The sequence below is a fragment of the Caldithrix abyssi DSM 13497 genome (assembly GCF_001886815.1).
GTDB classification, from domain to species: Bacteria; Calditrichota; Calditrichia; order Calditrichales; family Calditrichaceae; genus Caldithrix; species Caldithrix abyssi.
This window is the reverse complement of record NZ_CP018099.1, coordinates 2,295,141-2,322,081: the sequence shown is the minus strand read 5'-3', so window position 1 is coordinate 2,322,081 and position 26,941 is coordinate 2,295,141. Positions and strand designations below refer to the sequence as shown.

The 26,941-nt window shown below is 44.0% G+C and carries 18 protein-coding genes and 1 tRNA gene; 5 read left to right on the top strand and 14 right to left on the bottom strand.

Annotated elements, in window-relative coordinates; translation table 11 throughout:
- Positions 1 to 109 precede the first annotated feature (109 nt).
- Both Cabys_RS09080 and Cabys_RS09075 read right to left on the bottom strand, forming a co-directional pair.
- Positions 110 to 559 carry an NfeD family protein gene (locus Cabys_RS09080; RefSeq protein ID WP_006930038.1) on the bottom strand — a complete coding sequence of 150 codons (450 nt, stop codon included), beginning with the start codon at positions 557 to 559 and terminating at the stop codon, positions 110 to 112.
- A gap of 433 nt (positions 560 to 992) precedes the next feature.
- Positions 993 to 4,118: a S41 family peptidase gene (locus Cabys_RS09075; RefSeq protein WP_006930037.1), complete on the bottom strand. Its 3,126-nt coding sequence runs from the start codon at positions 4,116 to 4,118 to the stop codon at positions 993 to 995.
- A gap of 237 nt (positions 4,119 to 4,355) precedes the next feature.
- Here Cabys_RS09075 and Cabys_RS09070 point away from each other — a divergent pair, with 237 nt between their 5' ends.
- Entirely contained in the window at positions 4,356 to 5,942 is a 1,587-nt protein-coding gene (locus Cabys_RS09070; RefSeq protein WP_006927246.1) for an IS1182 family transposase, read from the top strand.
- 333 nt (positions 5,943 to 6,275) lie between these two features.
- Here Cabys_RS09070 and Cabys_RS09065 read toward each other — a convergent pair whose 3' ends face one another.
- Entirely contained in the window at positions 6,276 to 8,741 is a 2,466-nt protein-coding gene (locus Cabys_RS09065) for a T9SS type A sorting domain-containing protein (RefSeq protein ID WP_006930036.1), read from the bottom strand.
- Between the two features lie 581 nt (positions 8,742 to 9,322).
- Between Cabys_RS09065 and Cabys_RS09060 the strand changes: the two genes are divergently transcribed.
- Positions 9,323 to 11,119 carry an IS1634 family transposase gene (locus Cabys_RS09060; RefSeq protein ID WP_006930035.1) on the top strand — a complete coding sequence of 599 codons (1,797 nt, stop codon included), beginning with the start codon at positions 9,323 to 9,325 and terminating at the stop codon, positions 11,117 to 11,119.
- 543 nt (positions 11,120 to 11,662) lie between these two features.
- On the opposite strand, the gene Cabys_RS09055 is transcribed toward Cabys_RS09060, so the two are convergent.
- The gene (locus Cabys_RS09055; protein WP_169833702.1) at positions 11,663 to 13,111 is read right to left on the bottom strand and encodes a peptidylprolyl isomerase; all 1,449 of its coding nucleotides are present in this window, start codon (positions 13,109 to 13,111) and stop codon (positions 11,663 to 11,665) included.
- Positions 13,112 to 13,797: 686 nt separating this feature from the next.
- Between Cabys_RS09055 and Cabys_RS09050 the strand changes: the two genes are divergently transcribed.
- Together Cabys_RS09050 and Cabys_RS09045 are read left to right on the top strand one after the other, a co-directional pair.
- Entirely contained in the window at positions 13,798 to 17,133 is a 3,336-nt protein-coding gene (locus tag Cabys_RS09050) for a FlgD immunoglobulin-like domain containing protein (protein ID WP_006930033.1), read from the top strand.
- Between the two features lie 704 nt (positions 17,134 to 17,837).
- Positions 17,838 to 18,116, top strand: a complete 279-nt coding sequence (locus tag Cabys_RS09045; RefSeq protein WP_150125327.1) for a hypothetical protein — start codon at positions 17,838 to 17,840, stop codon at positions 18,114 to 18,116.
- A gap of 387 nt (positions 18,117 to 18,503) precedes the next feature.
- Here the strand turns inward: Cabys_RS09045 and Cabys_RS09040 are convergent.
- From Cabys_RS09040 to cutA, 8 genes are all read right to left on the bottom strand, one after another.
- Positions 18,504 to 18,576 (bottom strand) — tRNA-Lys (locus Cabys_RS09040).
- Between the two features lie 47 nt (positions 18,577 to 18,623).
- The gene (locus tag Cabys_RS09035) at positions 18,624 to 20,180 is read right to left on the bottom strand and encodes an alanine/glycine:cation symporter family protein (protein WP_006930031.1); all 1,557 of its coding nucleotides are present in this window, start codon (positions 20,178 to 20,180) and stop codon (positions 18,624 to 18,626) included.
- Positions 20,181 to 20,208: 28 nt separating this feature from the next.
- Positions 20,209 to 21,033 carry a hypothetical protein gene (locus tag Cabys_RS09030; protein ID WP_006930030.1) on the bottom strand — a complete coding sequence of 275 codons (825 nt, stop codon included), beginning with the start codon at positions 21,031 to 21,033 and terminating at the stop codon, positions 20,209 to 20,211.
- Complete coding sequence (locus Cabys_RS09025; protein WP_006930029.1) at positions 21,033 to 21,746, bottom strand: hypothetical protein; 714 nt, start codon at positions 21,744 to 21,746, stop codon at positions 21,033 to 21,035. Before Cabys_RS09025 ends, Cabys_RS09030 begins: the two co-directional genes overlap by 1 nt.
- A complete protein-coding gene (locus tag Cabys_RS09020; RefSeq protein ID WP_150125326.1) occupies positions 21,743 to 22,171 on the bottom strand; it encodes a type II toxin-antitoxin system VapC family toxin in 429 nt (142 codons plus the stop codon). Before Cabys_RS09020 ends, Cabys_RS09025 begins: the two co-directional genes overlap by 4 nt.
- A 5-nt stretch (positions 22,172 to 22,176) precedes the next feature.
- A complete protein-coding gene (locus Cabys_RS09015) occupies positions 22,177 to 22,383 on the bottom strand; it encodes a hypothetical protein (protein ID WP_006930027.1) in 207 nt (68 codons plus the stop codon).
- A gap of 2 nt (positions 22,384 to 22,385) precedes the next feature.
- On the bottom strand, positions 22,386 to 23,276 hold the full coding sequence (locus Cabys_RS09010; RefSeq protein WP_006930026.1) for an eIF2B alpha/beta/delta subunit family protein: 891 nt from the start codon (positions 23,274 to 23,276) through the stop codon (positions 22,386 to 22,388).
- A complete protein-coding gene (cutA, locus tag Cabys_RS09005; RefSeq protein WP_006930025.1) occupies positions 23,273 to 23,587 on the bottom strand; it encodes a divalent-cation tolerance protein CutA in 315 nt (104 codons plus the stop codon). The genes Cabys_RS09010 and cutA overlap by 4 nt, the downstream gene beginning before the upstream one ends.
- 243 nt (positions 23,588 to 23,830) lie before the next feature.
- Between cutA and Cabys_RS09000 the strand changes: the two genes are divergently transcribed.
- Entirely contained in the window at positions 23,831 to 25,312 is a 1,482-nt protein-coding gene (locus Cabys_RS09000; protein ID WP_006930024.1) for an aspartate aminotransferase family protein, read from the top strand.
- Between the two features lie 80 nt (positions 25,313 to 25,392).
- On the opposite strand, the gene pdxT is transcribed toward Cabys_RS09000, so the two are convergent.
- Together pdxT and pdxS are read right to left on the bottom strand one after the other, a co-directional pair.
- Positions 25,393 to 25,965 (bottom strand): pyridoxal 5'-phosphate synthase glutaminase subunit PdxT, encoded by a 573-nt coding sequence (pdxT, locus tag Cabys_RS08995; protein WP_006930023.1) that lies wholly within the window; start codon positions 25,963 to 25,965, stop codon positions 25,393 to 25,395.
- Complete coding sequence (gene pdxS, locus Cabys_RS08990) at positions 25,966 to 26,853, bottom strand: pyridoxal 5'-phosphate synthase lyase subunit PdxS (RefSeq protein WP_006930022.1); 888 nt, start codon at positions 26,851 to 26,853, stop codon at positions 25,966 to 25,968.
- Between the last annotated feature and the right edge of the window lie 88 nt (positions 26,854 to 26,941).

Below are 26,941 nucleotides of genomic sequence, written 5' to 3'. Positions count from 1 at the left end.
CATTCTGTTTAATTTCCCGAATAAAGTCGGTATGGCATAGACGTTAATACGATTTTGGCTCTCATTAAACGGAATGCGTCAGTTATTTGCCGGCGATGATTTTGATATTTCATTGCCCATTTTTTTGGAGCGGCTCGACGATTAGTTTAACGCCATCGATAGCTACGATTTTAACCACGGTGTTTTGAGCCAGCGCTTCTCCGCTTTTGGAGAGCGCCTTCCAGTCTTCCCCGCCGACCTTGACACGACCTTGATTTTGCAGATTGTCGATGGGCTGGATTACCACCCCCTCCTTTCCGATGAGCGCATCCACATTGGTGGGAATTTGTTGTTGCTTGGGAAATATTAATTTTAAGTACAGGGGACGCACGACCAGAAAAGATAAAAATGTGGCTACCGAAAAGGTTAAAATCTGCCATAAAAAGTGTAATTCAAGGGCGGCCGGAATGGCGGCAATTAAACAGCCGATGCCAAAGGTGGCCAGCAAAAATCCGGGCGTAAAAATTTCTACAATGAAAAGTATGATGCCCAGAATGATCCAGATATGCCAGAGTGCCATGTTTTTCTGCCTCCCAATTGAAAAATACCTGAGGATGTTTGAACGATTTGAAGCCTTTTGCTTAGAAAACGTTATCCAAACGCAATCGACCACTACTCGCGCAAAACCTATTTAAAGGTTTCATTATTAATTTATGGGTTTTGACAACAAATACAAACGAAAAGGTGCGAAATGTCCTCCCAAATTTGTAGATTGTAAATTTGCTTTCTAAATACTATTTTTAACTCACCTTTAGCATTTGAATGGTTGAGCTGCTAAAGTCGGTAGGAAATCTTATAGCCGTTTCAATGGCAGAAACGTTTGTCTTTCGCGGATCACGCCGATGCACACAGTTTTTTTATTTCCACTGCAAATATCTGCACAATCTGCGTACAATTAAAAGCATGCCAACCAGACGTAAGCGTTTTTTATCTCGAACCGCGCTGATGAACGGTTATTCTTTTAACAAAACCTGCACCGCTGTTTCAAGCTGGCGATCTTTGTGAGCCGCCACATCGCCTGGCAAATCTTTTACGATGATATCCGGCACAGCGCCGTGATTTTCCATATTCATCATATTGTCGATCACGTACCAACCGCGGAACGGAACGCGAAACGCCGAACCATCGATCAGGCTGATGCTGCCCGTGCTGATAACCAGCCCGCCAGTCGGCACGCCGATCACCTTTCCGCGCTTTAAAGTTTTAATAGCATGGGCAAAAATTTCGGCGTTGGAGTAGGAATATTCATTGCAAAGCACGGCAATCGGTTTGGTCCAGGCATAGAGCGGCCTTCGTGATTGCGGGTAGCCCTTTCCGCCGTCGCGCGGAATGGTTACAGCGTGATTTTTAATCTCCAGCATATTTAACAGGTAATCGGCAATCCAGCCGCCGCCGTTGTTGCGCACGTCAATAATCAACCCTTCTTTTCCATGACCTTCGGCGTACAATTCCATTTCGAACTGTTCCAGGCTTTTCAGGCCCATGGCTCGGATATGGATGTAGCCCAGTCTTCCCTGGCTGAGTTGGCGCACCAGCGTCCGCTTCTCTTCTCTCCAGCGGTCATATTCCAGTTCCATAAATTTGCTATAGGTGACGGGTTTTACCAGGACGCGCCGTTCATGGGGATTGTCATTCAATGTGGTTGTTACTGTCAATTCTGTTAATTTGCCCGCCCTGTTTTCCAGATGGGCGTACAAATTGTTTTTTGTTCCCACCTGATATCCCCTGACTTTTAGAATCACGTCGCCAACCTGCAGCGGATGTTCGATGGCGTCGCAGGGGCCGTTGGGAATGATTTCTTTAATTTTCAAACCCGGGCCGGCATAATGGGCATCAAAGCGAACGCCTAACATGCCGCTGGTTATCAATCTCTCCTGTTTTGGAGGAGAGATGCCCAGGTGCGAAGCGTTTAGTTCTCCCAGCATCATGCGCACAATGTCATTAAAATCACGCAAGGTGGGCGCATTACAGGCCGCAGGGAAATATTTCTGGTAAAGAGCCTGCCAGTCCGCGCCGTGAAACTGAGGATCGTAAAAACGTTCGTTCAATGTGCGCCAGGCTTCATTGAATTTTTGTCGCTGCTCCTGAAATTTTTCGACGCGCAATCGGGCAGAAAATTTGATGCTTTTAGCGTCTTTCCCTTCCGGGGAAATAGAGGCGATCTTTCCCCCACGTTTAAGAAAATAGATGCGCTTATTTTTAGCCTGCCAGATGAGATTGAACGGCGCGGTTCCATCGCGTGTTAACGCTTGTAAATCACTGCCGTCCCATTTCACCTTCCATAAATCGCTTTTGCCGGCGGAATTGGTTTTAAAGGCCACAAACTGACCGTCCGGCGACCAGCAGAACTCCGTTTCGCTACCAGGCAGCGACGTTACGCGGCGCAAGCGTTTAAAAAGTTTTTGCGGTTCATCGATCTTTACCTGTACACGGTGTTTTTTGCCCTTCTTTTTCTCTTTCAGCTGCGAAAAATATTCTTCCCACTCCTCTCTTGTTTTGCGATCGTCTTCTTTTCTTAAAAAGACCATCCACACATCGGTGTTGTTGGCGATTCTTCGCGAGATAAAGGCCAGCCTCCGGCCGTCTTTGGACCAGGCCGGGGCGTAGTCATTATCCGGATGTTGCGAAATATTGTAGCGCTTGCCGCTTTCCAGGTGGTGCAAATACACATCCCGATTAAATTCCTCGTCTTCAATAGAATAGGCCAGCCACTGACCATCTGGAGACCAGCTAAAATCGGGCGTTGACCATCCGGAGATCACTGTTTTTTCCCGACCGCTTTCCATCTCTCTGACGATCAAATCCCCTTTGCCGCGCACATAAGCCAGCCACCTGCCGTCCGGTGAAAAGCGCGGCGAAAACTCGTCCCGAGGCGATGCGGTCAATCGTTCCATTTTAAAGCGCGTTGCTCTGCTCAAAGCGCGCTGCTGCGGATCATCGCTGTAGATTAAATAAATATTCCTGTTCCCCGCCCGATCGGACACAAAGGCCAGCGTATCCCGCCCCGGATACCAGTCAATATCCTCATCTCGCCAGGGAGATTGCGTTATCTGATTTAAAAACCGGCCATCTTTATTGATGACAAAAATTTCTCCGCGGATGACAAAGGCGATCTCTTTACCGTCCGCGCTGATGGCCATTTCACGCGCCTCTCCAGAATACTTCTGGTAGGTATAGGGATTCTGCACATAATCCACCGGCAGTTGCAGTTCTATTTTTTGCGCCCGACCACTGTTCACATCAAAGCGATAGATATCGAACAATCGTTCAAAGGTAATCCACGCGCCGTCGGCCGAAATTTCAGGGTAGCGAATGCCGTCTTCCTTAAAGAAAGTAAGCTGTTTTTTTTGCGAACCGTCCGGGTTCATCTGCCACAGATTCATGACGCCATCCCGTTCGCTGACAAAATAGATGAGCTTGCCATCCAGCCCCCACAGCGGGAATAAGTCGTTGCCTTCAAACTCCGTTAATTGACGATAGGTTTGTTTTTTAAAATCATAGATAAAAATATCGGTGTTGCTGCTGCCCCGGTACCCTTTGCGAAACACATCAACCCGGCCGCGCACAAAAAGCAGAAATTGCCCGTCCGGCGAAAGTCTTCCCTGCTGCGTGTATTCCGGGATTACTTCGAACGGCGTGCCTCCCTCCACAGGCACCTGATAGGTAAGCGGATTGCGATGGTAATAAAAATCTCGGCGCGAACCGAAGAGAATGTTTTGTCCGTCGGGGCTCCATTGCTGCACCACATCCGGATTGGTAAAGAAGGTCAAACGCCTGAGAGATCCGCCGTCTAAATCGATCACAAAGACATCGTCATTACCGTAGCGGTCGGAAGAAAAGGCAATACGACGTCCGTCTGGCGACCATTTGGGCGCGTAATCGTAGCCGGGATTTCCGGTTATACATCGCGCTTGCCCGCCTGCGGCCGGCATGATCCAGATATCGCCCTGAAATGAAAAGGCGATCTGTTGGCCATCGGGCGAAGGCGCCGGCGTTCTGGGAAAGATAAAATTAGAAGAATAAGCAAAATCCGCTAAGGCTAAATGAATAACCAGCCAGATGATCGAGAACAATCTCATGGCAACTCCAAATGGTTAGATGATGATTACCTGAACATTAAAAAGATAAGCAGCGTCAAAATATGAGGCAAATCGGAAAGATAATGCATTTTTTAAGGCAGTAGGTGAGTTTTTTAGGATACTTCCTCTGGAAGATCAATCCCACCCGGGAGGCTGTTGCAAATTCAGTTTGAGTAAAATTCAAAAAATTTGTAAATTCTGGGCGACAGATAAAACAAGTAATAACAAAGGAATTCCATGAGTTTTATTACTTATAATCGCTCACAAATGAATCTCTTTGGCTATAGTGTGGAAGATTTTGCCAGAGACGATCCAAAGAGTCGATTTGTAGTGGAGTTGGTTTCGCGCCTTGATTTAAGTGCACTTTATTCCCGTTATAGTTCGCAAGGCGGTGATTCTTATGCCCCAGACATGATGCTTGCCTTATGGTTTTATGCTTATAGTAACGGCATTACCAGCACCCGTAAGCTGGAGGAATTGTGTAAATATGATACGCGCTACATTTATATCACTGGGAATCAGCATCCGGATCATAGTACATTAAGTCGTTTTCGCAAGGCACATTTGGATTTATTAGACCAATATTTTGTAGAGATACTTTTAATTGCCCAGGCCGAAGGCATAAGTAGTTTCAACCAGATAGCCATAGATGGCACGAAAATCAAAGCGCACAGCAGTAAGCGTCATGGCTACACTGAGGATCAATTAGACAAACGTATAGAGAAGTTAAGAGCAGAGATCAAGCAATACATGCAGCGCTGTAATTTTGTAGAACAGGGGGCCACGGATGAATTAGATTTAGAAACTCTTCGAGCGGAGAAAGAACGGCTTGAGCGCTTAGAGAAAGAGATATTAGAACGTAAAGCCCAATTGAAAGAGCGTAAGAAACAGCTCAAATCAGAACATCGTTCAAGACATCAAATAAATGTAAAAGAGCCGGATGCCCGCATGATGCCTTCGGTGGATGGGCCGGGTTATAACGCACAATTAGGCGTAGATATGTCCAGTCATTTAATTGTAGCCCATGAAGTGGTAAGCCAGCCCAACGACCAGGGTCAATTCATACCGATCCAAGAACAAGTAGAGAAGAATCTTGGTTCAGATGATAAGCGATCTTACACGGCCGATTCCGGTTATCACAATAGCACAGACCTAAAAGAATTGGAAGAAAAGCAGATTGATGCCGTAATAGCCGATCCCCAGTTATCCAATCGTTCGATAAAGGAGACACCGACCTCCAAGGAAGAATTGCAAAAAGAAGAAAGAAAACTAAAACGAAGTGATTTTGTGTATCATGAACAGGGAGATTACTATGAATGTCCGGCGGGTAAGAAGCTTTTTCCAGTTGAGAGGAATAGCGAACGGATCGTATATCGTTCCAATGATTGTCAGGACTGTCCCTTAATTAATTTATGCATTTCCAGTAAAAAGAAAGTTAAGCAAATCCATCGTTCAGTTAATGAGAGTTATTGCGAACGTATGGCGAAAAAGTTACAAACTTCAGCGGCGCAGGAACGACTAAAAAAGCGTTCGGTGACAGTTGAACCTGTTTTTGGTAACTTGAAGCATAATTTAGGCTATCGTGGATTTTCCTTATCTGGTCTTAATAATGTTCGTAGTGAATTTACGTTAATGTGTATTGGGCATAATATTAATGTTCTATTTAAAAATATGTTAGGGAAACGTTTAGCAGCGTTTATAACAGCATCACAAGAAAAAGATGATCTATTAATTTTATTTTCAAAGAATATTTTGGCGTTTTTAATTCTATATTTTGCCCAACGCTTAAGAATGAGAAAAAATTATCAATATCGGAGAATATAAGCATTAATTCCTCCCCCCCATGCAACAGCCTCCCGGGCGGGATTTGAAAATTTTTGTGCTGCTGGATTGGTTGAATAGTTAATTAGTTGAATGGTTGAATAGAAACTTACAAATACGCAAATATTGAACATCATTGGAGAAAAATTTCCAACGAACAGTTCTTCCCACTCTCCCAGACTCTTTTTCTTGGAAAGGGGGTGAGGGCAATTGAAACTATTTTTAATTTAAAATAGTTTTTGCGCCCTTTGCGAATTCTTTGCGCCCTTGGTGGTTCGTTTTTGATTGCGGCTTCGCTGCCTTAGCCTTATTAACCTTCATGAATATCCCCGACTGCTATTTTAGAAGGATCAATTTTTTGTGCGCCACCTGTCCTTTGTATTGAACCTGACAGATGTAAACCCCGGAAGAAACGGGCATATCCAGATCATTCTTCCCGTTCCACCGCAGTTTAAACGATCTTTCCCTGTATCCATTTTTGATCAGCGTTTTTACCTTTTTTCCTAAAACATTAAATATGGTAACGGTTGTAAGACCATTGCCGGGTAGTTTAATTTCGAAGGTAGTTTCAGCATTAAAAGGATTGGGGTAATTGTTAACCAGTATCGTTGTTTGTGGAATGGCGGCGCTGTTTTTAATATCTGTTACGAAATCCACGGGCATAGTGTAGGCGTAAACATTGTAACCGGTAACATCCAGACTGGTATTACTCCAGGCCAGATAAAGCAATGAATCATGCACGACGCACTGGAATTTTTTTACATGACTAAAATAGGTGGAATCAACCGGAGCAGTCTTTTCTGCGATGAAATGTCCTTCCCAATTAAATAGTCTGAATTTTAATTTTGATTCTTCGACAAAAATGGAGGCAAAATGATCGGCATCAATGTTAACACATTGAAACGCGCGTCCGTAAGGAGCCAGTTCTTTTTCCACGGCAATGGTATCCTGCTCCTTTAAAATGATGCCTCTGGATAGATAGGTCGTCTTGTCTTTGACTAAATAGTGCGAGGAAGGAGAAACCAAATAGAGGTTGGCGGAAAGATCAATTTTGTTCGTCAAAGCCTGGAGATCATGAGAAAATTTTTGTGCAGACCACGATGTGTAAACCCAAAATTCTCCTCCACCTGAGGAAGTGATTTGCAGATCATCCTCATAAGCGCATTGTCCGTGATAAGATTTTAAAATTTCTCCGTCCAAATTGATTTCTTTAAGATACAGATCCGTGTTGACGGTATAGGCCATGATGAAGTTCGAATCGGATTTAACAAAGCCATTTACCGATTTAATGGAATATTTTTTTGAATAAAACAGAGTGTCCGATTTAATAACGCTTAAATCGGCATTAAAAAGCGTATAACCAATGGCATGTTGCTTAACCCAAAAATTGAGGAAATCACCGTTTTTAAAAAAAGCTCCTTTCGAGCCGTACAGCGTAACTTCTGGCTGGTCGGGTGTTACCTGGTTGTCAACCACCTTGCGGCCGCTGCGTTTTTCCTCGTCTTTGTAAATCACCAGGTAATTTTCATCCGTATCCACTACAATACCGCAAACGTCCTCATTGCTGCCTGTTGAATCGTCATTGATCTTGAAACTCTGGATTTCCCGGTCTCCTTCTAATTGGCTTAGATAGATATCATAATTTATATTTTTTACAGCCAGGAATTCATTTTCTTTCAGGTAAATAAAGTCCGTTGATTTTAAGGTTTTAAAAATGGCGGAAGTTTTAAAAGAATCGCCGTTAAAATTTCCCAGTGAGTCTCCATAATAAAAATAATTCCATTTTTCGTATTGAGAATTAACATATTTTATGGCGGAAAGATGGGCCAGCATGGAACCATCGTTTCCTTTTTTGAGAGAAAAGTCATGGGCGTAGAAGTTTTCATCCACTTCGATTTCAATCGTTTGTCGCTTCAAGAGCGCGGCTCGATCATCCAGTGTAAAGAGATATATCGTTCCGGTCTCGGGCAGCCAATATCCCAGCAGCGCGGTGGAATCATTTAATTTCACGGTTCGAATGATTGAATATTCCAGAATGTTATAATCCGAACCCAGATCGGTAATCGCCCCAAAATTTTCTAATGTGCTTTGTTTAAGCAATGAATCGCGTTCATCAAATAAAAACACATTGAGTTTAAGGGAATCCTGCTGGTAATTTTTCCAGAAATCATTTAATCCCGCCAGCCAGTACGTATGTTTAAAAGCCTGGCCTTCCATTTCGACGATGAGGGGAAAACTGTCCGGATATTCAACGGTACGCACAGTATTGACTAAAAAATCATAATAAAAAATTGATAAATAGTCTGATGAAATAATTTTTAAAAAGTGGTCATTAAACGGCAAAAAGGTAAAGAAAAATTCCGGCCAGCCCATTCCGCACGCATCGCCGGTATATCCAAATAATATTCTGGGATCGGATAACGGAAAGTGATTTTGATAGACGGCTCCACTGTAAGTCACATGGGTGATATAAAATCCACCATAATCGACTTCTTTCTCGATTTGCTCGATCGCTAAAAAGGTCGAGTCATTAATCGCAAGAATATTATCATTCCCATAGATGGGCGTATTTTTTCCAACAAATTGTAAATCACTTGTTAAATACTGCCCGTAAACGGTTATAATACCCTGACGGTAGTCATCCCAGCTTACGAGAATTTCCTGCCCATTTACCTTCCATGCTTTAGGATTGGTTTGCAGAAAGGTGGATGGGGAATTTTCCACATTAACTAAAAGGGGTTGACTGAAGAGTGAAAATAACGGCAGGAAAAAGATAAATAATTGCGCTACGAACCGAATCATCTCCTCACCTCCAGAGATTTTTTACTTAGGTATCCCATTTAGCGCCAGAAAGTTTTTCTAAAAGCCTGTTCCATATTATTCGGCGTTAAGCTTCAGGCGTCATACGTTAAATGGGACATAAAACACCAATAAAATTTATTCAGTTTTTTTCTGATCAAAATGTAATTTGTCCTGCTATGCTATCAACCGTTTCATGGACTCCAGAAACAATGACATGTAAATATAATATACCGCCAGGAGACATGGAAATCAACCTTTTTTAAAAATGACTTTGAATGTCCCCCAAAATTTCAAACAAAGACCTTATAATCGATTGATATTTAAGGGAATACAATAGCTGAATGTATAAAAAACTCACCTCATTCCCCCGCCTTGCTCTGTGAGTCTTTTTGCAAAGAGAGGGGGATAAGAGCATACCTAACCCATCTTGAACAAAATTTAAGCCCAAATCACCAAATTTAGACCTTCGGTTTTTGTAAGTTGTTGTTTCTATTGAGACGAATTTTTGAGGTGTCGATGTAGTACCCATACATATCGGCTGGTGGCATTGACTTAATTGGCTGTTATGCTTATATTTGAACATGTTTGTTAAAGAAGTCATAAAAAAGAATAAAGGGTACGACAAGGTCTTCGTTTACCATCAACTCGTCGAATCATATCGTACCGAAAAAGGACCAAGGCAAAGAAAATTGCTCAACCTGGGCAAACTTACCATTCCTAAAGACCAATGGAAAACACTGGCCAATCGCATCGAAGAGATCGTAAGCGGACAGGCTTCGCTGATCGAAGTGGACGAGCAAATTGAACAATTAGCCCAGCAATATGCCTCACTTTTAATTCAAAACAAACTAAAACAAAAAAAGATAGAAGAAAAACAAAGCCCAACGGAAACCGAAACCATTTTTACGGCTTCTGTCAAATTCAGAGATGCTCGTAGTATAGGAAGCGAATACATCGGTTTGACGATGTTAAGAAAACTTAAGTTCAATGAAATTTTAAAAAAGCTGGGCTTTAATGAGAAGGATATTAAACTGGCCGAACTGTTGATCGTTGGACGTATGGTGCACCCTTCAAGCGAATGGGCGACCTTACGCTGGGTCAAAAAGCAAAGCGCCATTGATGAGCTTTTAGATTTAGACCTTTCAAGACTTTCTCACAATAAACTTTATCGAATTACGGATCAATTATTAGAACATAAGGACAAAATCGAAAATGGTTTGGTAGAGCAAGAACGACTGTTATTTTCTTTGCAGGAAAAGATCATCCTGTACGATTTAACCAATACATATTTTGAGAGCAGCCGTACCAGCGAGCTCAAGGCTCGCGGACGCAGTAAAGACAAGCGTTACGATATGCCCCTGGTGACTTTAGGCCTGGTATTGGATGAGGATGGATTCCCCAAGGAGAGTCGTCTTTTCTCCGGCAATGTTTCAGAGCCCGAGACTTTGTCTAAAATTCTCGATACGATTGGCGGCAAAGCCAGGAAATTAATTATTTTAGATGCCGGGATTGCCACAGAAGAGAATTTGAAACTGATCACAAAGCGTGGACACGACTATCTGGTTGTCTCACGCAGTAAACCGGAAATTGAGATCGAAGAAAATGCTTTTAAGCAGATTAATCACGATCAACCCCATAAAGTGGAAGCCTATCTTTACCGTAAGGATAAGGAGCTTTATTTATACTGTCGCAGCGCCTCAAGGCAAAAGAAAGAGGAAGCCATTCGACAATTTCATCAGCAGCGCTTTGAGGCGGAGTTGAAGTATGCGGCGGAAAGTTTACACAAGAAACGAGGCACCAAGAAATATTCCAAGGTTTTAGAACGCATTGGCCGCATAAAGGAACGTCATGCAAAGGTGGCCTATTTTTATGATATTACGGTTGAGCACCATAATGGTATCGTAACAGAGATCAGCTGGAAGATAAAAGACGAGCAAAAGATGGATGATCGATTTTCCGGCACATATTATTTGCGGACGAGTCGTCTGGATTTAACAGATCGCCAGATCTGGCAACTCTACATCAGTTTAACGGATGTGGAGGATGGATTTCGCTCGTTGAAGAGTGAGTTAGGCTTAAGGCCTAATTTTCACCAGAAGGATAAGCGCATTGAGGGGCATATTTTCATTTCGATTTTAGCCTTTCATGTATTGATAAGTCTTCAAAAACAATTACATGATGCCGGCGTTTATCATCGCTGGTCAACCATTCGTGAATTACTTTCCGTACAGCAGCGCGTAAGCGTTGAGATGAAAACGCAGAAAGGAGATTTATTAGTCATAAGAGATACGACCGAGCCGGAAGCGATCCATTATTTAATGGCGCAGGCATTGAAGATCAAGCCCAAGCCATTAGGCAGTAAAAAGATAAGAGTTTGAATATTGTAGTGGTAATAAAAAAGAGCGACATGTTGTTTTTAAATAACTTAAGTCTTTTTAGTGTTCAAGATGGGCTAACGTGTTAGTAATTTTGTAATTAGGGGGTGAGTTATAAAAATGATTTTAGAAAAAATATTGTAATCTTAAAAAATTTGGGGGACATTCAGTTTTTATAAATGACATCGCTCTAAAAAAGAATGATTTGTTATTTCGATCCCGCCCAGATGAGGTAAAAAAAGTATAAGAGTATAAAAGTTGGATGATGAGGAACAGGCTGAGATTTTTCTGCCGTTTTAACGGTGCATGAATTGATTTCTCGTAGAGCGCGCAGAGGAACACGGTTTTTTATTCTTTCTACGATCATCTGCGAAATATGTGTCCAACAAAAGACCGGACAGCCTGAGCATAAAAAATTATCTCTTGCAAATCCAGCAAGATGCACACCTATTTTTTTATTTTTTTCTGCAAAGCGAAAAAAATTGCGCTTTTATCACGCTCTGTAAAGGACGCCATCAGCCAGACGTTTTGCTTTGAATCGGCGCTTCAGGACGGTTTGCGAATCATGAACATGCGAATGGGGCGATCCCAATTGATTCGCTTATTTTCTTCTTGCAATTTTTGCACATCGATTTCAATCTCTGGCGCCGACCGACGTAGCCGCTGATGCAGAATTTGTTCTGCCTTGTTAAATTGCCACTCCTGCAACGTATGAAATTTTGTTATCTCCGGAAATTGATCTATCGCTGTTTGATCGTTCGTTTTAAAATAACGTACCACCACCGCAGGAATCTTTAACGTATCCACAATCTCATTCACGAAATAATAGTACAGTTGATTTTCCTTAAAACGCTGCAATTCGGCTAAAACCTGCGGATCGCTATCCAGCCCCTCTTTCAGAGCCTGCCTGTAGAGATAATCGTCGCGAAAGATTTTGGCCAGTTGTAAGGAGAGCTCCCGCGGCGTTTTAAAACGCGGACGCTGGGTAAGCGGAATTTCCTGCAGCAGACCCAGGAAAGCCGCCAGGGAAACAGAACCGCCCTTAAAGTGGATGAAAGGAGACGCGAGATCATTTTTCATGGCCCGACGTATTTTTTCCAATAAAGGACTGGTAAGGGCATGTTCACGCGTTAATTGCATTTTTTCAAGATTATTGTCCCCTTTGATCGCCAGCCACATTTTTAAAAACAACTGTGGATCCGGCTGCGGATTCAAGCGTCCAATGGTTTGGGCAATGAATTTTTGAGAAAGGGCCAGGCCTTTTTTCCGGCGCAACCATTTTTCCAGCAGGGGCTGTTGTTTCAAGAACTCATCTTCGCGAAAAATAGCCGGTTTTTTGCGATTTAAAATCTGGACAATATGGTAGCCCCAGCGCGTGCGGATGGGGCGTGAAATCTGCCCCTGACGCAGAGTGTCAACCCCCTTTGCCAGGGCTTCGTCCAGCTCTGCGATCGGTAGCCAGCCCAGGACTCCCCCGTTTTTTGCCAATATGGAATCGTGAAAAGCCTGCCGGGCAAATCGCCTGAACAGGCTGGAGTCTTTTTTTAGCTCCTTAAACCATTTCTGAGCCATCTTCTCATCTTTTGTAAACAGATGGCGCAAATACACCTGCTCATTGCGCTGAACATAGGCCTTACGTAAATCCGCCTGCTCAATATGAATGTTTTGCCCGATTTTTGTTCGATAATAAGCGCGCAGCACCGCCTGCCGCTTTTCCCACTGAATGGCTCTTTTAATGGGAGGTTCTTTTAAAAGCCCTCTCTCTTTTGCCAAAATCAACGCCAGGTGCTGGTCGATCATCCTGTCCAGCTCAGTCTTCAGCGCCGGCAACCCAGAAGAATTAACGCCAAAGTTGGGGTCCAGTTCATAAAAAAGCCGAAATTCATCAACTGTGATCAACCGATCGTTCACTCTGGCCAGCCAGTTTGCTTCGCTCTGCTGTTTTTTGCAAGCGGTCGCCAGAATAAACAGACTAAAAATAAGTACAAGTTTCACTTTGATCATTATCGTTAATATCCCTTTCCACACACTCAGATTAAACTTTAAAGATATTCATGGATATTGAGCATATTTCATCAACTTAAAGAATGTCTGTTATCAATGCAAGAGCGGGTGGAAGGCTTTAGAGTACTTCCTTCGGAGCATCTATATTGCCATGGTGGGATTGGTTGAATGGTGGTAATAGTTTAAGAGTATAAGAGTTTAAGGGGCTCGGGGCTGCCCTAACAAATTCAAATTTATGGGTTAATGGTCAGCAGAGAAATCTCCATGGGTTGCAGCTGCGCTGCCTTAGGTGGATTCAATCAAATTTTTTTCTGGTGAATCTTATGTGAACAGTGGTATTGCGCTGGAACAATATTCACCTACTTCTGGAGAATTCTCAAAATAAAATTAATCAATATGGGAGTTGAATTTTTTAATTTTTTTCATATATTTTATAGCATAATTTATTCTGGTTAAAAACAATTTTTTTTAAATAAGGGAAAACCTTTGGAAAAACAATAATAACAAACAATTGTGGGACTTGATAGTTAAAAGCGCTATGACATTTTTCACCATATTTTTATTTTCCGGCTGTAACTCATTTTGGGGAATTCACACTTTCTTATTTGTTTTTTCAAAGGTTTCATAAAGTTATTTTGAATAAAGAATCCAGGTTCAATAAAATTAAGGAGAAATCGATGAAAGCCCTTATTTTATTAATTTGTTTTTCTTTATTTATCCAGTTGCAGGCGCGCTCTAATACGGGAAGCGATGCCAGTAAAATTACTTCCGCCACAATATCAGACGACCATACGGCCTTCAATATCAATAAATGGCTTTACTGGCAGTCCAATGACGGGACTTCCGCTCACAATCCATTTAATGGGGACGCTGGCGGTATCTATCCCATTAATATGGCGCCGGTCATTTATGCGGACGGACTGGTCATTGGCGCCAATCTCGATGTGAACGATATGCCCATTCGCGTGGGAGGCAGAACCTACCGGACGGGTATGATTCCCGGCAACATCAATAACGATCCTAACTCTCAAAGAATCTATCGCATTCGACCAGACTGGAAAACGCTTACCTTTTTCGACCTGATCAACGACGCCGCCATTCTCAACAATATCAGTCAGGCAGACGTCACTCAAGATATGACCCAGGAGCTTTATGATCGATATGCCAGCGATTGGAAAAACTGGCCGGTCGATTTAGGCGCTCCGTATGTGGATGTAAATGAGAATGGCATATATGATCCGGTGTTGGATGCAGATGGTTACCCGGACGCCGCGCAAGGCGATTATCCTGGTATTAAGGATGCCAATCAGGTCATTTGGTATGTGATGAATGACAACGATGCCTCTAAGACCGTTGCTCTGTACGGCTCAAATCCCATTGGATTCGAGTTGCAAATAACGGTGTGGTCTTTAAATCATGCGCCCTTTGCCGATGTAATCTTTAAAAAATTTAGATTAAAATATCATGGCCAGGCCCATGTCAATGAAATGCGCATTGGCTACTGGGGAGACTTTGATATTGGAGATTACAGCGACGATCTGGTTGGTTGCGATCCACAGCTGAATCTTGGTTACACATATTCCGCCAATCCCACAGATGAATTATTTGCGCCTTTCTCCGTTCCCCCGCCCGCCGCTGGTTTTATGTTTGTGCCCGAACTATCCACTAACCCGAATGTACAGCAACTCCACTCTTTCGGGTATTTTTCTGCAGGCGGAGCATGGTACGACCCTATGTTGGGTGTTTATGATGGCACTTTAAGCTGGTTCAATTTATTAAGAGGCTACCTGCCCACCACAAATATCGACTCCCCCACCCCCTTTAAGTATAACTCAGGGCCTTATTCCGGTCAGTCAACGTTTTTTCCCTTAGATGGCGATCCTGAAATGGATCCCAACGCAATGCAGGGCGATATCGATGGCATGGGCCAGAATATGAACCCCGGCGATCGGAGATTAGTTGTTACGCTGCCCGCTTTTGAGATGGATCCCGGCGATGAGGTAGAGTTTACCTTTGCCATCCTGGGTAAAATGGGACAAACCAATATAAATTCGGTAACGCGCTTAAAAGAGCTGGCCAGCGCCGTCCGAAATGAGCTTCAAAAACCGCACAGTGTTCAGCTTGTTAAAAATCAGGTGCAAATCGATGACAATAGCGCTGTAGCTCAAATCAATTTCCAATTTAAAATAGACGATCCCTCATCGGGCGTTGCCTCTGCTTCCCTGATTTTTAATTCTAAAGATTCCAATCCCTTCGAACGGGCTTTGTATAATGACGGCACCAATGGAGATGAAATTGCCGGCGACAGCATCTGGAGTTTCGCCGGATTTATCCAGACACAAAAATACCCCGTTAGTATTGACCTGAAATTGCAAATTAATGCCGGCGATGAAGTTCTGTTTCCGGGGATTATTGAAGGGCTTTCTTTGAGGCCGGCGCCGGAACTTCAACATTTTCGTATCGTATGGGAGAACGGAAAACAGGATCAAAAGTTGAATCACGGCGAAACGGCTAAAATCGCCTTTACTCTGGTGAATAAAGATATCATCTTTGATATTGATGCCATCACTTTACGTATGAATAATTTTCAACAAGCTTTCGAAACACAGGTGCCCGCCGGACAGAGCGATTCGACTTCTTTATATTTGATCGTAACGGCGCCCGATACCGGCCACGTTTACCAGGATATCATCGCCATCACTTATGATGGCAACTACGCGCTGGATACGCTTACCCTTGCGCTGGAAACGTGGGAACCCACCTCCCTGTGGGGCGATACTCTGGAGATATCCAATATATCCGGATTGGCCAAAAATGTCTTTCCGATTGTTGCCGATCCCTCACTACTCAATGATCACCAGTATCAGCTTTCATTCCATTATCAGGATTCCGTCAATCAAACCGATTTACGGTGGAATTTAAAAGACCTGACCACGGACGAAGATAAATTGGTTGATCAACCTGTTCCAGAAGAACAACAGACGACCAATCCCGTCATTGACGGCATTCAATGGGTGGTCTATTCTCCTCCTCCGGGACTGGAGGCCATTGTTCAGGTTTCCGATGCCCAGGGGCCTTTGACACCGGACGAATTTGATGGTTATGGCGCTCCGTACGGCGGCAATAATGTCTGGCACAGCTTGAGCTCACCCAATGACGCCAATCGTTTTTATATCAGCGCCGGCGGCGCAAACGGCGATCTGTATCGAATCGAACGCAGTATTTTAAACGCCAATAATCATGATTTTGAGCTCCGCTTCACCGATCAGGACACCAGTGTGTTTTTATGGTGGTATGATGATAATCAATGGGCTTATGTACCTTTTGAATTCTGGGATGTGGGCATTACGTATGACGATTACACAGATGATGTGCGCCTGTTAACCGGCGGCTATTCCGGCGGCGCAACGCCCGGCGATTTTGATTTTGGTTATTCCGATCCTTATTCTAACTTTCCTGCCACAGACTGGATTTATGCCCGCAAACCTCTTAATGCCCAGGGTGCCTATTCGGCTTTTGTCAATGATGTTACTTCAAATACTTTGAATTACAGCTGGTGGGATAATAGTTTGGAAGTATTAGCCAGGATCACCATCTGTGATTTTGGCGGCGCAGGCACATTGCCGGAAGCAGGAACAATTATTCGCTTTATCACAAAAAAAGTCTTTACGCCGACCGACACCATTTTAGTGGTAGCCAGCGCCACCGATATTAACACGAGTTTAGCCATTCCATTAACGTTTCAGCTTAAACAAAACTACCCCAATCCCTTTAATCCTCAAACGACGATTGAGTTTTCTTTGCCGCAGCACGAGCGAGTGAGGTTGGAAATTTATAATATTTTAGGCCAGGTTGTTCGAACGCTGGTTAATGACGAACTTTCGGCGGGCAACCATCGTTTTGTCTGGGATGGGCGCAACGAACAGGGTCAGGTGGCGCCAAGCGGCATTTACATTTATCGCCTGAAAACACCCGAGCGCAGCATGACAAAGCGCATGGTTTTAATCCGCTAAACGTTCATTTTGAATGGGTTTTTGATTTTTAAAAAACACTTAACGCGCTTTCTCCCATTCCTGGGAAGGCGCGTTTAATATTTTGTAAAATATAGGGCTACCCTAAACCAATCATGCAAAACGAGGTTGCCTGCCTCAGGCCTTCTTTTTGAATTAAAAAACACTTGATAAAATGCAAGATGGTTGTAAACAAAAATTGTCTTAAAAAAGTTTATTAATCCCCTCTTTTCGCCAGAACGGACGGAGCGCGTGAATGACAATTCGAGTTCTTTAAAAAAGTGAAAGAAAAATGATGATTATTCGGTATTACATTATGAGCAGAGGAAGGAAAGTATACGAGTTTAGAGGTTTAGAGGTTTAGAGGTTTAGAGGCTTAGGGGTTTAGAGTTGGTTTTTAAAACTTGATTAATGGGATTACAGGATTTCCACGATTTTTCTTCGAATGAGAAATTTCATGTTCAATTTAATGGCAAAATTTTTAAACGGAAAAAGCATATCCCGGTTCATAACACTAAACTAACAACCGGCCTGTCATTCCGAATCGTGCCCTGGCAATTGCTTTGCGCATGATTCAATCAAAGATTTTTTTGGGGCTGGGGCTGCGCAGCGTTAGATTTTAACACAAAGGAATGTTAAACTTTTTTTGACAAAAAGCGGAAAATATGAATGGTCAAATTTAAAGGGAGATTAAAAAGATGAAAACGATGGCAAAAATTTTAACGACATCAATATTGCTATTTCTCCTTTCCGGGTGCATGCCCGGTCGTGCGGGCATGCCCATCATGTGGAACGGGTATTTTTTTCAGATAATTTTTGGCGTAATGTTGCTGCTGTTCGTAATTGTTTTATTGAAACTCATTGCCAGCGGTAACAAAGATACAGCTAATGGCCCAACGCAAAAGGAATTACAGGATATATCTGCTAAGCTTGACGAAATTAAAAAAGACCTGAACGAGATAAAAGAGTGGATGCGAAATAAGTAAGGCCGTTCTTTGCGGTTGCTTCAATTAAGTTTTTCGGGGCTGAGGCCGTTTTTGCCTAAGAAGCTTTCCTTTCCATCGGTTGCGCGGTGCCTGCTGCGCACCCGATGAATCGGACAGATTTTATGCGATTAGGGAAAATTTTGAGCAGATAAAAGCTTACAGATTAAAAGAGCGCCAGCGGAGATTCGCCCGCTGCAGCGGGATTTCTCTGGCGATTAAAAATTCTGAACCAATTCAATATTTTACAACGAATGATGTAAAATATTTCGCCAGATTAAATATTAAAAACACAGTGCAGGCACACAGTGCAAGCACCAGTGCAAGCACACAAAAAATTTGGCCTCCTTCTTTAAACGAAAAAAGCCTGCGCAAGGCAGGCTTTGGAGGTGAGCCAGCGGAGATTCGAACTCCGGACCAACGGCTTAAAAGGCCGCTGCTCTACCGGCTGAGCTACTGGCTCATCATTTTGTTACAAGATACCAAATATAATCATTTATCAAAATTATGTCAAATCAAATTTTCATTTTTTTTACGGAAATAATCGTTGGTTACTTTCACCACCACGCCGGAGAGTCCCAGCAAGCCAATCAGGTTGGGAAAGGCCATTAATCCGTTGAATACGTCGGCCATGATCCACACCAATTCCAGCTGCGCCACGGTCCCTACCAGCACATAAGTACCGAAAGCCGCCCGATACAATATGACGATCGTTTTTAAATCTGGCTCTAAAAGATGTCTTCTGATTCGTACATAGACCCAGATGTAAATTAAAATCAAAACACTGCTCAACAGCATTTTGCCGTTTTGCACATGCTGAACAATATAGAACGGCATTAAGGTTATGGCAACCAATAAATAGGTAATAAATTTTCTGACGGCCGGGCCAATTTCGGTCAAATATTCCAGCGCTTTTTCGCCGTAGTAGCTCCAGCCCAGAATGGTGGAATAGGCAAACAGCACCAGGCCGATGGAAACGATCAGTCCTCCGTAATTTTGCGGCAGCCAGCTTACCGCAGGCAGCGTATCAGAGAATGCGCTGGACGTGAGTTTAGCGCCAGTTAAATCCGGTCCGGCGGTCCACATGCCAGAAAGCAAAATGACCAGGCCGGTCATGGTACAGATCACCAGCGTGTCAATAAAGGTCTGCGTCATAGAAACCAGCGCCTGCGAAACAGGATGCTTGGTAATGGCGGCAGCGGCGGCGATGGGCGAACTACCCAGTCCTGATTCATTGGAAAACACACCGCGACTGACTCCCTGCCTGATGGTCAACATCACTGTTGCGCCTAAAAATCCGCCGGCGGCGGCATGACCGCTAAACGCGCTCTTAAAAATGAGCACAAAAATCGCCGGCAACTGGTCGAGATGCAGTAGCAAAATGAGCAATGCGCTGCTAAAATAAAAGATAATCATCACCGGCACCAGCAGTCCGGTCACCTTGCCGATGCTCTTAATGCCGCCCACAATAACCAGCACGGTTAAAATCATCAATACCAGGCCGGTGTAGGTGTGCGGAATGTTGAAGCTCAAACTGAGGGCTTCGGCCACGGAGTTGGATTGCACCATATTACCGATTCCAAAAGCGGCAACAGCGGCAAAAATGGCAAACAAAATACCCAGCCAGCGTAATTTTAAACCATTCTGAATGTAGTACATAGGGCCGCCGCTCATGGTGCCGTTTTCATCTACCTGCCGGTATTTAACGGCTAACACGGCTTCGCTGTATTTGGTGGCCATGCCAAACAATCCCGTAATCCACATCCAGAACAGGGCGCCGGGACCGCCCACCGTAATGGCCGTGGCCACGCCCGCAATATTTCCGGTTCCCACGGTAGCCGAAAGCGCGGTCATTAACGCCTGAAAATGGCTTATATCGCCAGGATGATCCCCTTTTTCTTTGCGTTTAACCAGCCCAAGATAAAGAGAGTAAAACAGCTTTCGGATTTGCAGGCCCTTTAAGATGATGGTCAAATAAATTCCCGTACCAACCAGTAAAATTAGCAGAGGCACGCCCCACACAAAATCTCTGGCCTGCGTAAAAAATTGAAGTAATTGTTCAGCCATTTTTAAGCAGTCTCCTGAACCTTTTCCATTAAGTCAATGTATTTTTCCAGTCAAACATAATTGCCTCCAGCACGCCGCCGGCCAGGGCAAAAGCCTCCGTCGGTAGCCAGCGGGCGTTAATTTCAACTCTGCCCGTCGTTATTTCTACGATGGGCGTATGTCGCGCCACCATCGCTCCGCTGTTAATCATACCGCTAATCACGCCATTGTAAGGCGATAAAATGGGAATATCGTTAATTTTCGCGATTTCTTCTCTTTCCCGAACGCGCTCATTAATATCTTTGGTGGCGATAAAAACCCCTTCAAGCGGCGTTTCGATCACCTTTTGCAGTCGGGGTTTTTCCGCTCTTGCAGCCGCTTCCTTTTCATCCAAAAAGGGGTACTGAACCTGTCCCAACAGGGCCGTCTCCCTGCTCACCCACAAATCGTTTTCCTGCTTTTTTTCGAATCCGATAATCCGCGTCTTTTCCTTTAAAAAGGGTTTTAACTTCTCGTAAATTGGATTACTGATTTTAACGAGATAATCGGCCGGTAAAGTTTGACCGCGCTTTAATTCTTCCAGAAAAATAACGGGAATCTGGCGGTCATTCAGGGCAAAACGCATAAAATCAAACAGGTTCTGTTCTTCAGTGATTAAATTTTGTTGAAAGGCCTGGCTAAAAGTCAAAGCCGAAACGCCTTCAACCTTCCCCTGCCCTGCGTAAATTACGCGCGTAAAATTTCGATGGAAATGCAAATCAACCGTTTTTAGCTGCGTGACTAAAATAATCTTAAATCCTGCTCTGAACAGGCGGATGGCCACAGCCGTCGCCTCGTCCCCACTTCCGGTGATTGCCACTACAGGCCAGTTCATTAAATTTCCTTTATCTTAAAGTCGTTAATATTTCCCAGGTAAATTTTGTGGTACAGATGCCTTAAATTTCTGAAAAGGCCCATCATCGTATTTTCATCGATTAGAGATTTTACCTGATTGATGAACAGAATCGTTTTTAAACCGTTTTCGTTTTTTGTGGTAAATTGCCGCACGCAATACGGTTTAATGATGTTTTGCCAGTGTTCAATTAAATCGTCGGAAAACAGGTGCTCCGATTTAAAAGCGCTTAAAAAACGTTCTAATTTCTCTTCCAGATTACTAAAATTTAAAGATGTAATCATGCAGGCTGCTGCGTGTTGTTCTTTAGTCATTCGTTTTAACAGACTTTCTTCAACAGGTCCCTGAGATTGAATGAGAAAGCGCGCCCCAGGAATTTCCATTTGTAAAATGGTATTCAGCAATTTTTCCGAAGGCGGCAGCAGCAAATCGTTTTCGATGGCGCTGCACAGATAGATGGTGTTTGCCTCAGCCGTTTTTAACTCATCGAGGAATAATTCGGCATCAATGTCAACCAGAATCTGGCCTTCCATGGGATATTTTAAAGGTCCATTAGAAAAGACAATGGCTTTCAAGTTTTGACCGGCAATTTCTCTGGCCAGGATGTTACACACCATCTCGCGCGAAACATCGCCGCAAAGAAAAATAAATTTCAACTCCGCCACTCCGAACTGGTTGTAAAATAGCTGATTCATTTCAACTCTACCTGGGGCATTATTGGCAAGTTGAACTCTTTTAGCGACGGATCAAAAGAGAAGATCATATCCACTTTTTTGCGCTTTAAGGTTTCTTTAATGAAAAAATGGCGCATGTGCAAAGCCGGGTTGGTCGAGCGCAAGAAATTGTTGATGGCGTTGCGTCGAACGCGCCTGGAAATCCAATCCATGCGCAGGCTGATGGTCAGTAAGGCTTCGTCAATAATTCGCATAAACTGGGCGGCCAGCTCCACATTGGCAAGATTTTTCAGCCGATCCAGCGTTTCATCGATCATAAGGTTATTGGTCACCAGTTTGGCGTCGCGCTCCAGCAAATATTCGAAAAATTCCGTTGCCTTTTGATGATGGGGATCGTCCACATCAATGATGGCAATCCAGGCAGAAGAATCAATAAACGTGGTCATTATTTTCATCGTTTTTCACGCTCCCGCGCTAATTCCAGCAATTTCGACAAAGGATTTCTGGCAATACGAATCCCTAACTTACCGGGACGAATGCGTTTTAGCGACACTTCGATTTTATCGCCTTCTTTCAGATCAAGCTTTGTTAAAATTTCCGCCGGGATTTCAATACGATTTTTTTCCTTTAATTGTGCAATAAAAGTGCCTGTTAACATAATTACTCCGTTAAAAACCAGTTGTTAAACTCTTTCATTTCAAAAATCCCGTCCTCACAAATAACTTTGTAAATCGGCTCGTACATTACCTTTTCATAATAATAATTCATTACATGAATGTTCTTATTCCTCGATTTATAGACTTCTTTCTCATCAGAAGGATAAAATTTAATGGATCGTTCACGTTCAAACAAAATGGTTTGCGTATCCGCCAGAAGATAAACGGGGATGTTCAGCTTTTTTGCCGTTAAAGCCAGAGGCAAAGAGCCCGCCCGGTGGATAAAACCGCTTTCGTAAAGACGTTCTGGACCGATTAATACCAGATTTACGTCGGGTAAACAAATTCCCATCTGGCTATCGGGAATAACCGTTACTCTGATCTTTTTTTTGGCCAGCAGCTCAGCCAGTTCCAGCCCTTCGCCCGGCGGGTCTGTTTTCAAAACAAATACCTCAAAGCGGCGTTTCTGACGTTCGGCTTCAAACAGGGTGCGCACCACCAGATAATCATTGCTCATGGTTAAAATACGGTTGCCCTGGGCAATGGCACGCGCGCCATAGGTGGCTATTTTTTGCACATTCTTTTCAATCTCTTCCAATACTGCGGATATCTTGGTTTTAAAGCTTTCCAGAATATGGGCATTGCCTTTTTGAGAGGTCAGGCTCCTTTTGCAATGATTTAACACATTGGTTGTGCTTCTGCGAATCAGCGCCTTGTTCGGATGTGTTTTTATGAGTTGTTTGGCCTGTTCATGCATTTCCTCGTAAAAAGCCTCGCAATTCACGCCATCCGGATCAGAGACTTTTTTTAATCTGGAAAGAAAAGAATCGTAATAGCTAAAAAGCAAAGCATACGCATCCGGACACCTGGAGGCCTGTATTTTTATTTTATTCATAAACTAACAACCTCTTGAATCCATTTTAAATAATCTTTACTGCCTCTTTTAATATCCAGGGCAATAACCTCGGGCACTTCGTAAGGATGCAGTTCTTTTATGGTTTGTTCAAGCTTTTGGTATTGACGATCATCGGTCTTGATCATCATCAAAACTTCGGCATCCTTTTGAACCTTTCCCTTCCAGGTGTAAATCGAAGTCAAGCCGGGAATTAAATTACAGCAGGCCGCCAGCCCGTTTTCCACGAGCTTTTGCGCGATTGCCTCGGCTGTCTTTGTATCAGGTGTTGTGCAAAAAACAACGATTTCCATACTCCCAACTTCCATTTTAATGCAGTCAAATTATAAACCGCTAAAGATTACAAATTTATGGCAATCGATGCAAGCACATTGTTATTTTTAAGGTCACTTTCCTTTTCGACAGGATTCAAAAAAGCATAAGGGAAAAGCGTTTATGTAATTTTATTAATTTTAGTGGATATTATCACACTATTGAAGGGAATTTTTGGCTACACTATTGCAATTTTTTTTACCTAACAAGTAAAGGAGGACATCATGGACGAATTAAGAAATGCTCTCATCTACAATCCGACTAAAAATCCGGAACGCACCAACGCCACGGTGGAAAGAATCTTTGAAGTTCTTGAAAATGTGCTGGGCGCCGATGCCTCGCAGCACATTAATAATTTAAACAATTTACTGCAGATCAAAGATTTAAGGTCGCCAATAAACGAACAAACCGCTGATCGTATCATCGCTTATTTCGACAAAAGCGGTTTGACTCGCGAGCAAATCGACGGCGTCACCTTTCAGCTTCAGCTAAGCGAAATATCCACCGCCGAAGCCATCGAGCTGCACAGCCAGTTCAAAATTCCCGTTTCGCGTCCGGAGGAAGATATCATTCCCGTGCTGGGCAAGGGCTGCTGGATTATGGACACCAAAGGCAAATGGTACCTGGATATGGACAGCAACTACAGCGCCACCAATCTGGGCATGGCCAACGAACAAATTGCCCGTGGCTTGTACAATCAGGCTTCAACTTTAATTTCCATGAAGGAAGATCGCATTCAAATTGCCCGCAGCCGCTTTTTAAAAGAAATTCATACCATGATGCCGGAAGGGCTGAATCAGTTCTACTGGCAAAATTCCGGCGGCGAGGCGGTGGACAAGGCGTTGAAAATAGCCAAGGCTTTTACCGGTACTACTAATGTTATTGCCTTTAAAGGCGGATTCCATGGGCGCACGCACGGCGCCGTGGCGGTGACCTGGAACGAGAAATACCGCAAACCGTTTGGGTTGCATCAGCTGGATTGGGTGCACTTTGCCGAATTTAACAATCTGAAAAGCGTGGAGGATTTGCTAAAACAAACCGGCGCTAAAATCATCATTCTTGAAATGGTGCAGGGCGAAGAAGCCGGAAACCTGCCTGCCACGCCGGAATTTATCGACGGTTTGTGGGCGCTGGCTAAAAAACACAATGCCCTGATAATCGACGACGAGGTGCAGGCCGGCTTTGGTCGAACCGCCGTAAAATCCGGCGACTGGTTTGCCTGCATGAGCTACAATGTGACTCCGGATATCATGGTTATTGGTAAATCATTTGGCGGGGGCTACCCGGTTACGGCGGTGGTTACGCGCAAGGAGATTGCCGAAGCCATGCAGCACGGTTACGACGGTTCCACCTTTGGCGGCAATCCCATGGCCATGGTCGCCGCATTAATCGCCACGCGCCAGATGCGCGCCAAAAACATTACGCAAAATGTCATCGAGCGCAGTCAGCAGTTATTAGAAGGCCTGAAGGAACTGCAGCAAAAGCATCCCGTAGTGGGCGAGATTCGCGGGCGAGGATTGATGGTTGCTTTTGATTTAGGCAGCGCGCAAAATGTGGAAAGAGTTCAAACAGCGCTGCGTGAAAACGGAGTAAAGGCATCGCTTTCCACCGGAAGCTTCATCCGCTTTTTACCGCCCACTGTCATCAGCGAAGGGGAAGTTAATTATTTTTTAGAAAAGCTTGACCGCAGTCTGTCGGTTCTTTAGATATTTTTGCCACGAATGCACTAATTTTTTTTTGATTTTAATTCGTACATTCGTGGCTATTTATTTCCTTTTTTGTTTGCTTATCCAAAATTCTCAATAAAGTAACGATGAATGGTCGAGTCGTCGGTGAGTTCCGGATGGAAGGTGGCCACCATAATCCGCTGGTTGCGCGCCATTACCACATCCTGTCCATGATAGGCCAGCGGTTTTACGTCGGCTCCCAGTTCCACAATTTTGGGCGCGCGGATGAACACGCCTTCAAAGGTGGTTTCTTTTCCTTCAAATTCAAGCCGTACCGTGTCAATAAATGAATCGACCTGGCGACCGTAAGCATTGCGTTTAACTTTGATGTCAATCAACTTTAATGGATCCGATGGCAGATGCTCGCGCGTTGTGGCCAGAACAATTAAACCGGCGCAGGTGCCCATGATGGCTTTAGTCTGCCCGAAATCCACCAGCGCTTCACGCAAATTCAGCTTGTCGATTAGTAAAAGCATGGTGGTGGATTCGCCGCCGGGAATAATCAGTTTGTCGCATTTTTGCAGCGTTTCGGCATCTCGCACATAAAGCGCCTCGTGTCCGCACTGTTCAATGGCCTGCTTGTGTTTTAAAAAGTCGCCCTGTAAAGAAAGAATACCAATTTTCTGTTTCAATTACCAGCCTCTCTTATTTAACTGCTCCTCTTCCGGAATCTGACTCATTTCCAGTCCGGGCATGGCCTCGCCCAGTCCCTCGCTGGCTCTGGCGACCACATCCGGATCGTCGTAATGTGTGGTGGCCAATACGATGGCTTTTGCTCGCGCTTCGGGATCTTCAGATTTAAAAATACCGGAGCCGACAAAAACCGATTCGGCGCCTAATTGCATCATTAAGGCGGCGTCGGCAGGAGTGGCAATGCCGCCGGCCGAAAAATTGGGCACGGGAAGTTTTCCGTTTTCTTTAATGTACAGAACCAGTTCCAGCGGAGCGCCTAAATTTTTGGCGTAGCTGGTCAGTTCATCGTAATTCATATTGGTAATGCGACGCATTTCGCCAACGACAGAACGCATGTGTCGAACCGCTTCCACAATATTCCCGGAGCCAGCCTCGCCTTTGGTGCGAATCATAGCCGCGCCTTCGGCTATGCGGCGCAGGGCTTCGCCTAAATCGCGGCAGCCGCAAACAAAGGGCACTTTAAAATCGTGCTTCCAGATGTGATTTTTATCGTCTGCCGGCGTTAGCACTTCACTTTCATCCACAAAATCGACGCCAATGGATTGTAAAACCTGGGCCTCGGCAAAATGACCGATGCGGCACTTGGCCATTACCGGAATGGACACGGCTTCCATAATTTCCTTAATCATTTTAGGATTGGACATACGCGCCACGCCGCCCTGAGCGCGAATATCGGCAGGGATGCGCTCCAGAGCCATTACCGCCACCGCGCCGGCGTCTTCGGCAATTTTAGCCTGCTCGGCGTTGGTAACATCCATTATCACACCGCCTTTCAACATCTCTGCCAGGCCCACTTTTACCTTAAAATCTTTATTGTCTAAAAACATTTCACACCTCTCTTTTAGCAATTTCTGATTTTTTTAACCGACTAATTTATTTTTTTAACCGATGGAAGTCAAGTAAGTTCAATCCCCC

Excerpts from the sequence above, each read along its gene's own strand:
- Cabys_RS09080 (WP_006930038.1), bottom strand. The coding sequence starts at position 559 with ATGGCACTCTGGCATATCTGGATCATTCTGGGCATCATACTTTTCATT.
- Cabys_RS09075 (WP_006930037.1), bottom strand. The coding sequence starts at position 4,118 with ATGAGATTGTTCTCGATCATCTGGCTGGTTATTCATTTAGCCTTAGCG.
- Cabys_RS09070 (WP_006927246.1), top strand. The coding sequence starts at position 4,356 with ATGAGTTTTATTACTTATAATCGCTCACAAATGAATCTCTTTGGCTAT.
- Cabys_RS09065 (WP_006930036.1), bottom strand. The coding sequence starts at position 8,741 with ATGATTCGGTTCGTAGCGCAATTATTTATCTTTTTCCTGCCGTTATTT.
- Cabys_RS09060 (WP_006930035.1), top strand. The coding sequence starts at position 9,323 with ATGTTTGTTAAAGAAGTCATAAAAAAGAATAAAGGGTACGACAAGGTC.
- Cabys_RS09050 (WP_006930033.1), top strand. The coding sequence starts at position 13,798 with ATGAAAGCCCTTATTTTATTAATTTGTTTTTCTTTATTTATCCAGTTG.
- Cabys_RS09045 (WP_150125327.1), top strand. The coding sequence starts at position 17,838 with ATGGCAAAAATTTTAACGACATCAATATTGCTATTTCTCCTTTCCGGG.
- Cabys_RS09035 (WP_006930031.1), bottom strand. The coding sequence starts at position 20,180 with ATGGCTGAACAATTACTTCAATTTTTTACGCAGGCCAGAGATTTTGTG.
- Cabys_RS09030 (WP_006930030.1), bottom strand. The coding sequence starts at position 21,033 with ATGAACTGGCCTGTAGTGGCAATCACCGGAAGTGGGGACGAGGCGACG.
- Cabys_RS09025 (WP_006930029.1), bottom strand. The coding sequence starts at position 21,746 with ATGAATCAGCTATTTTACAACCAGTTCGGAGTGGCGGAGTTGAAATTT.
- Cabys_RS09020 (WP_150125326.1), bottom strand. The coding sequence starts at position 22,171 with ATGACCACGTTTATTGATTCTTCTGCCTGGATTGCCATCATTGATGTG.
- Cabys_RS09015 (WP_006930027.1), bottom strand. The coding sequence starts at position 22,383 with ATGTTAACAGGCACTTTTATTGCACAATTAAAGGAAAAAAATCGTATT.
- Cabys_RS09010 (WP_006930026.1), bottom strand. The coding sequence starts at position 23,276 with ATGAATAAAATAAAAATACAGGCCTCCAGGTGTCCGGATGCGTATGCT.
- cutA (WP_006930025.1), bottom strand. The coding sequence starts at position 23,587 with ATGGAAATCGTTGTTTTTTGCACAACACCTGATACAAAGACAGCCGAG.
- Cabys_RS09000 (WP_006930024.1), top strand. The coding sequence starts at position 23,831 with ATGGACGAATTAAGAAATGCTCTCATCTACAATCCGACTAAAAATCCG.
- pdxS (WP_006930022.1), bottom strand. The coding sequence starts at position 26,853 with ATGTTTTTAGACAATAAAGATTTTAAGGTAAAAGTGGGCCTGGCAGAG.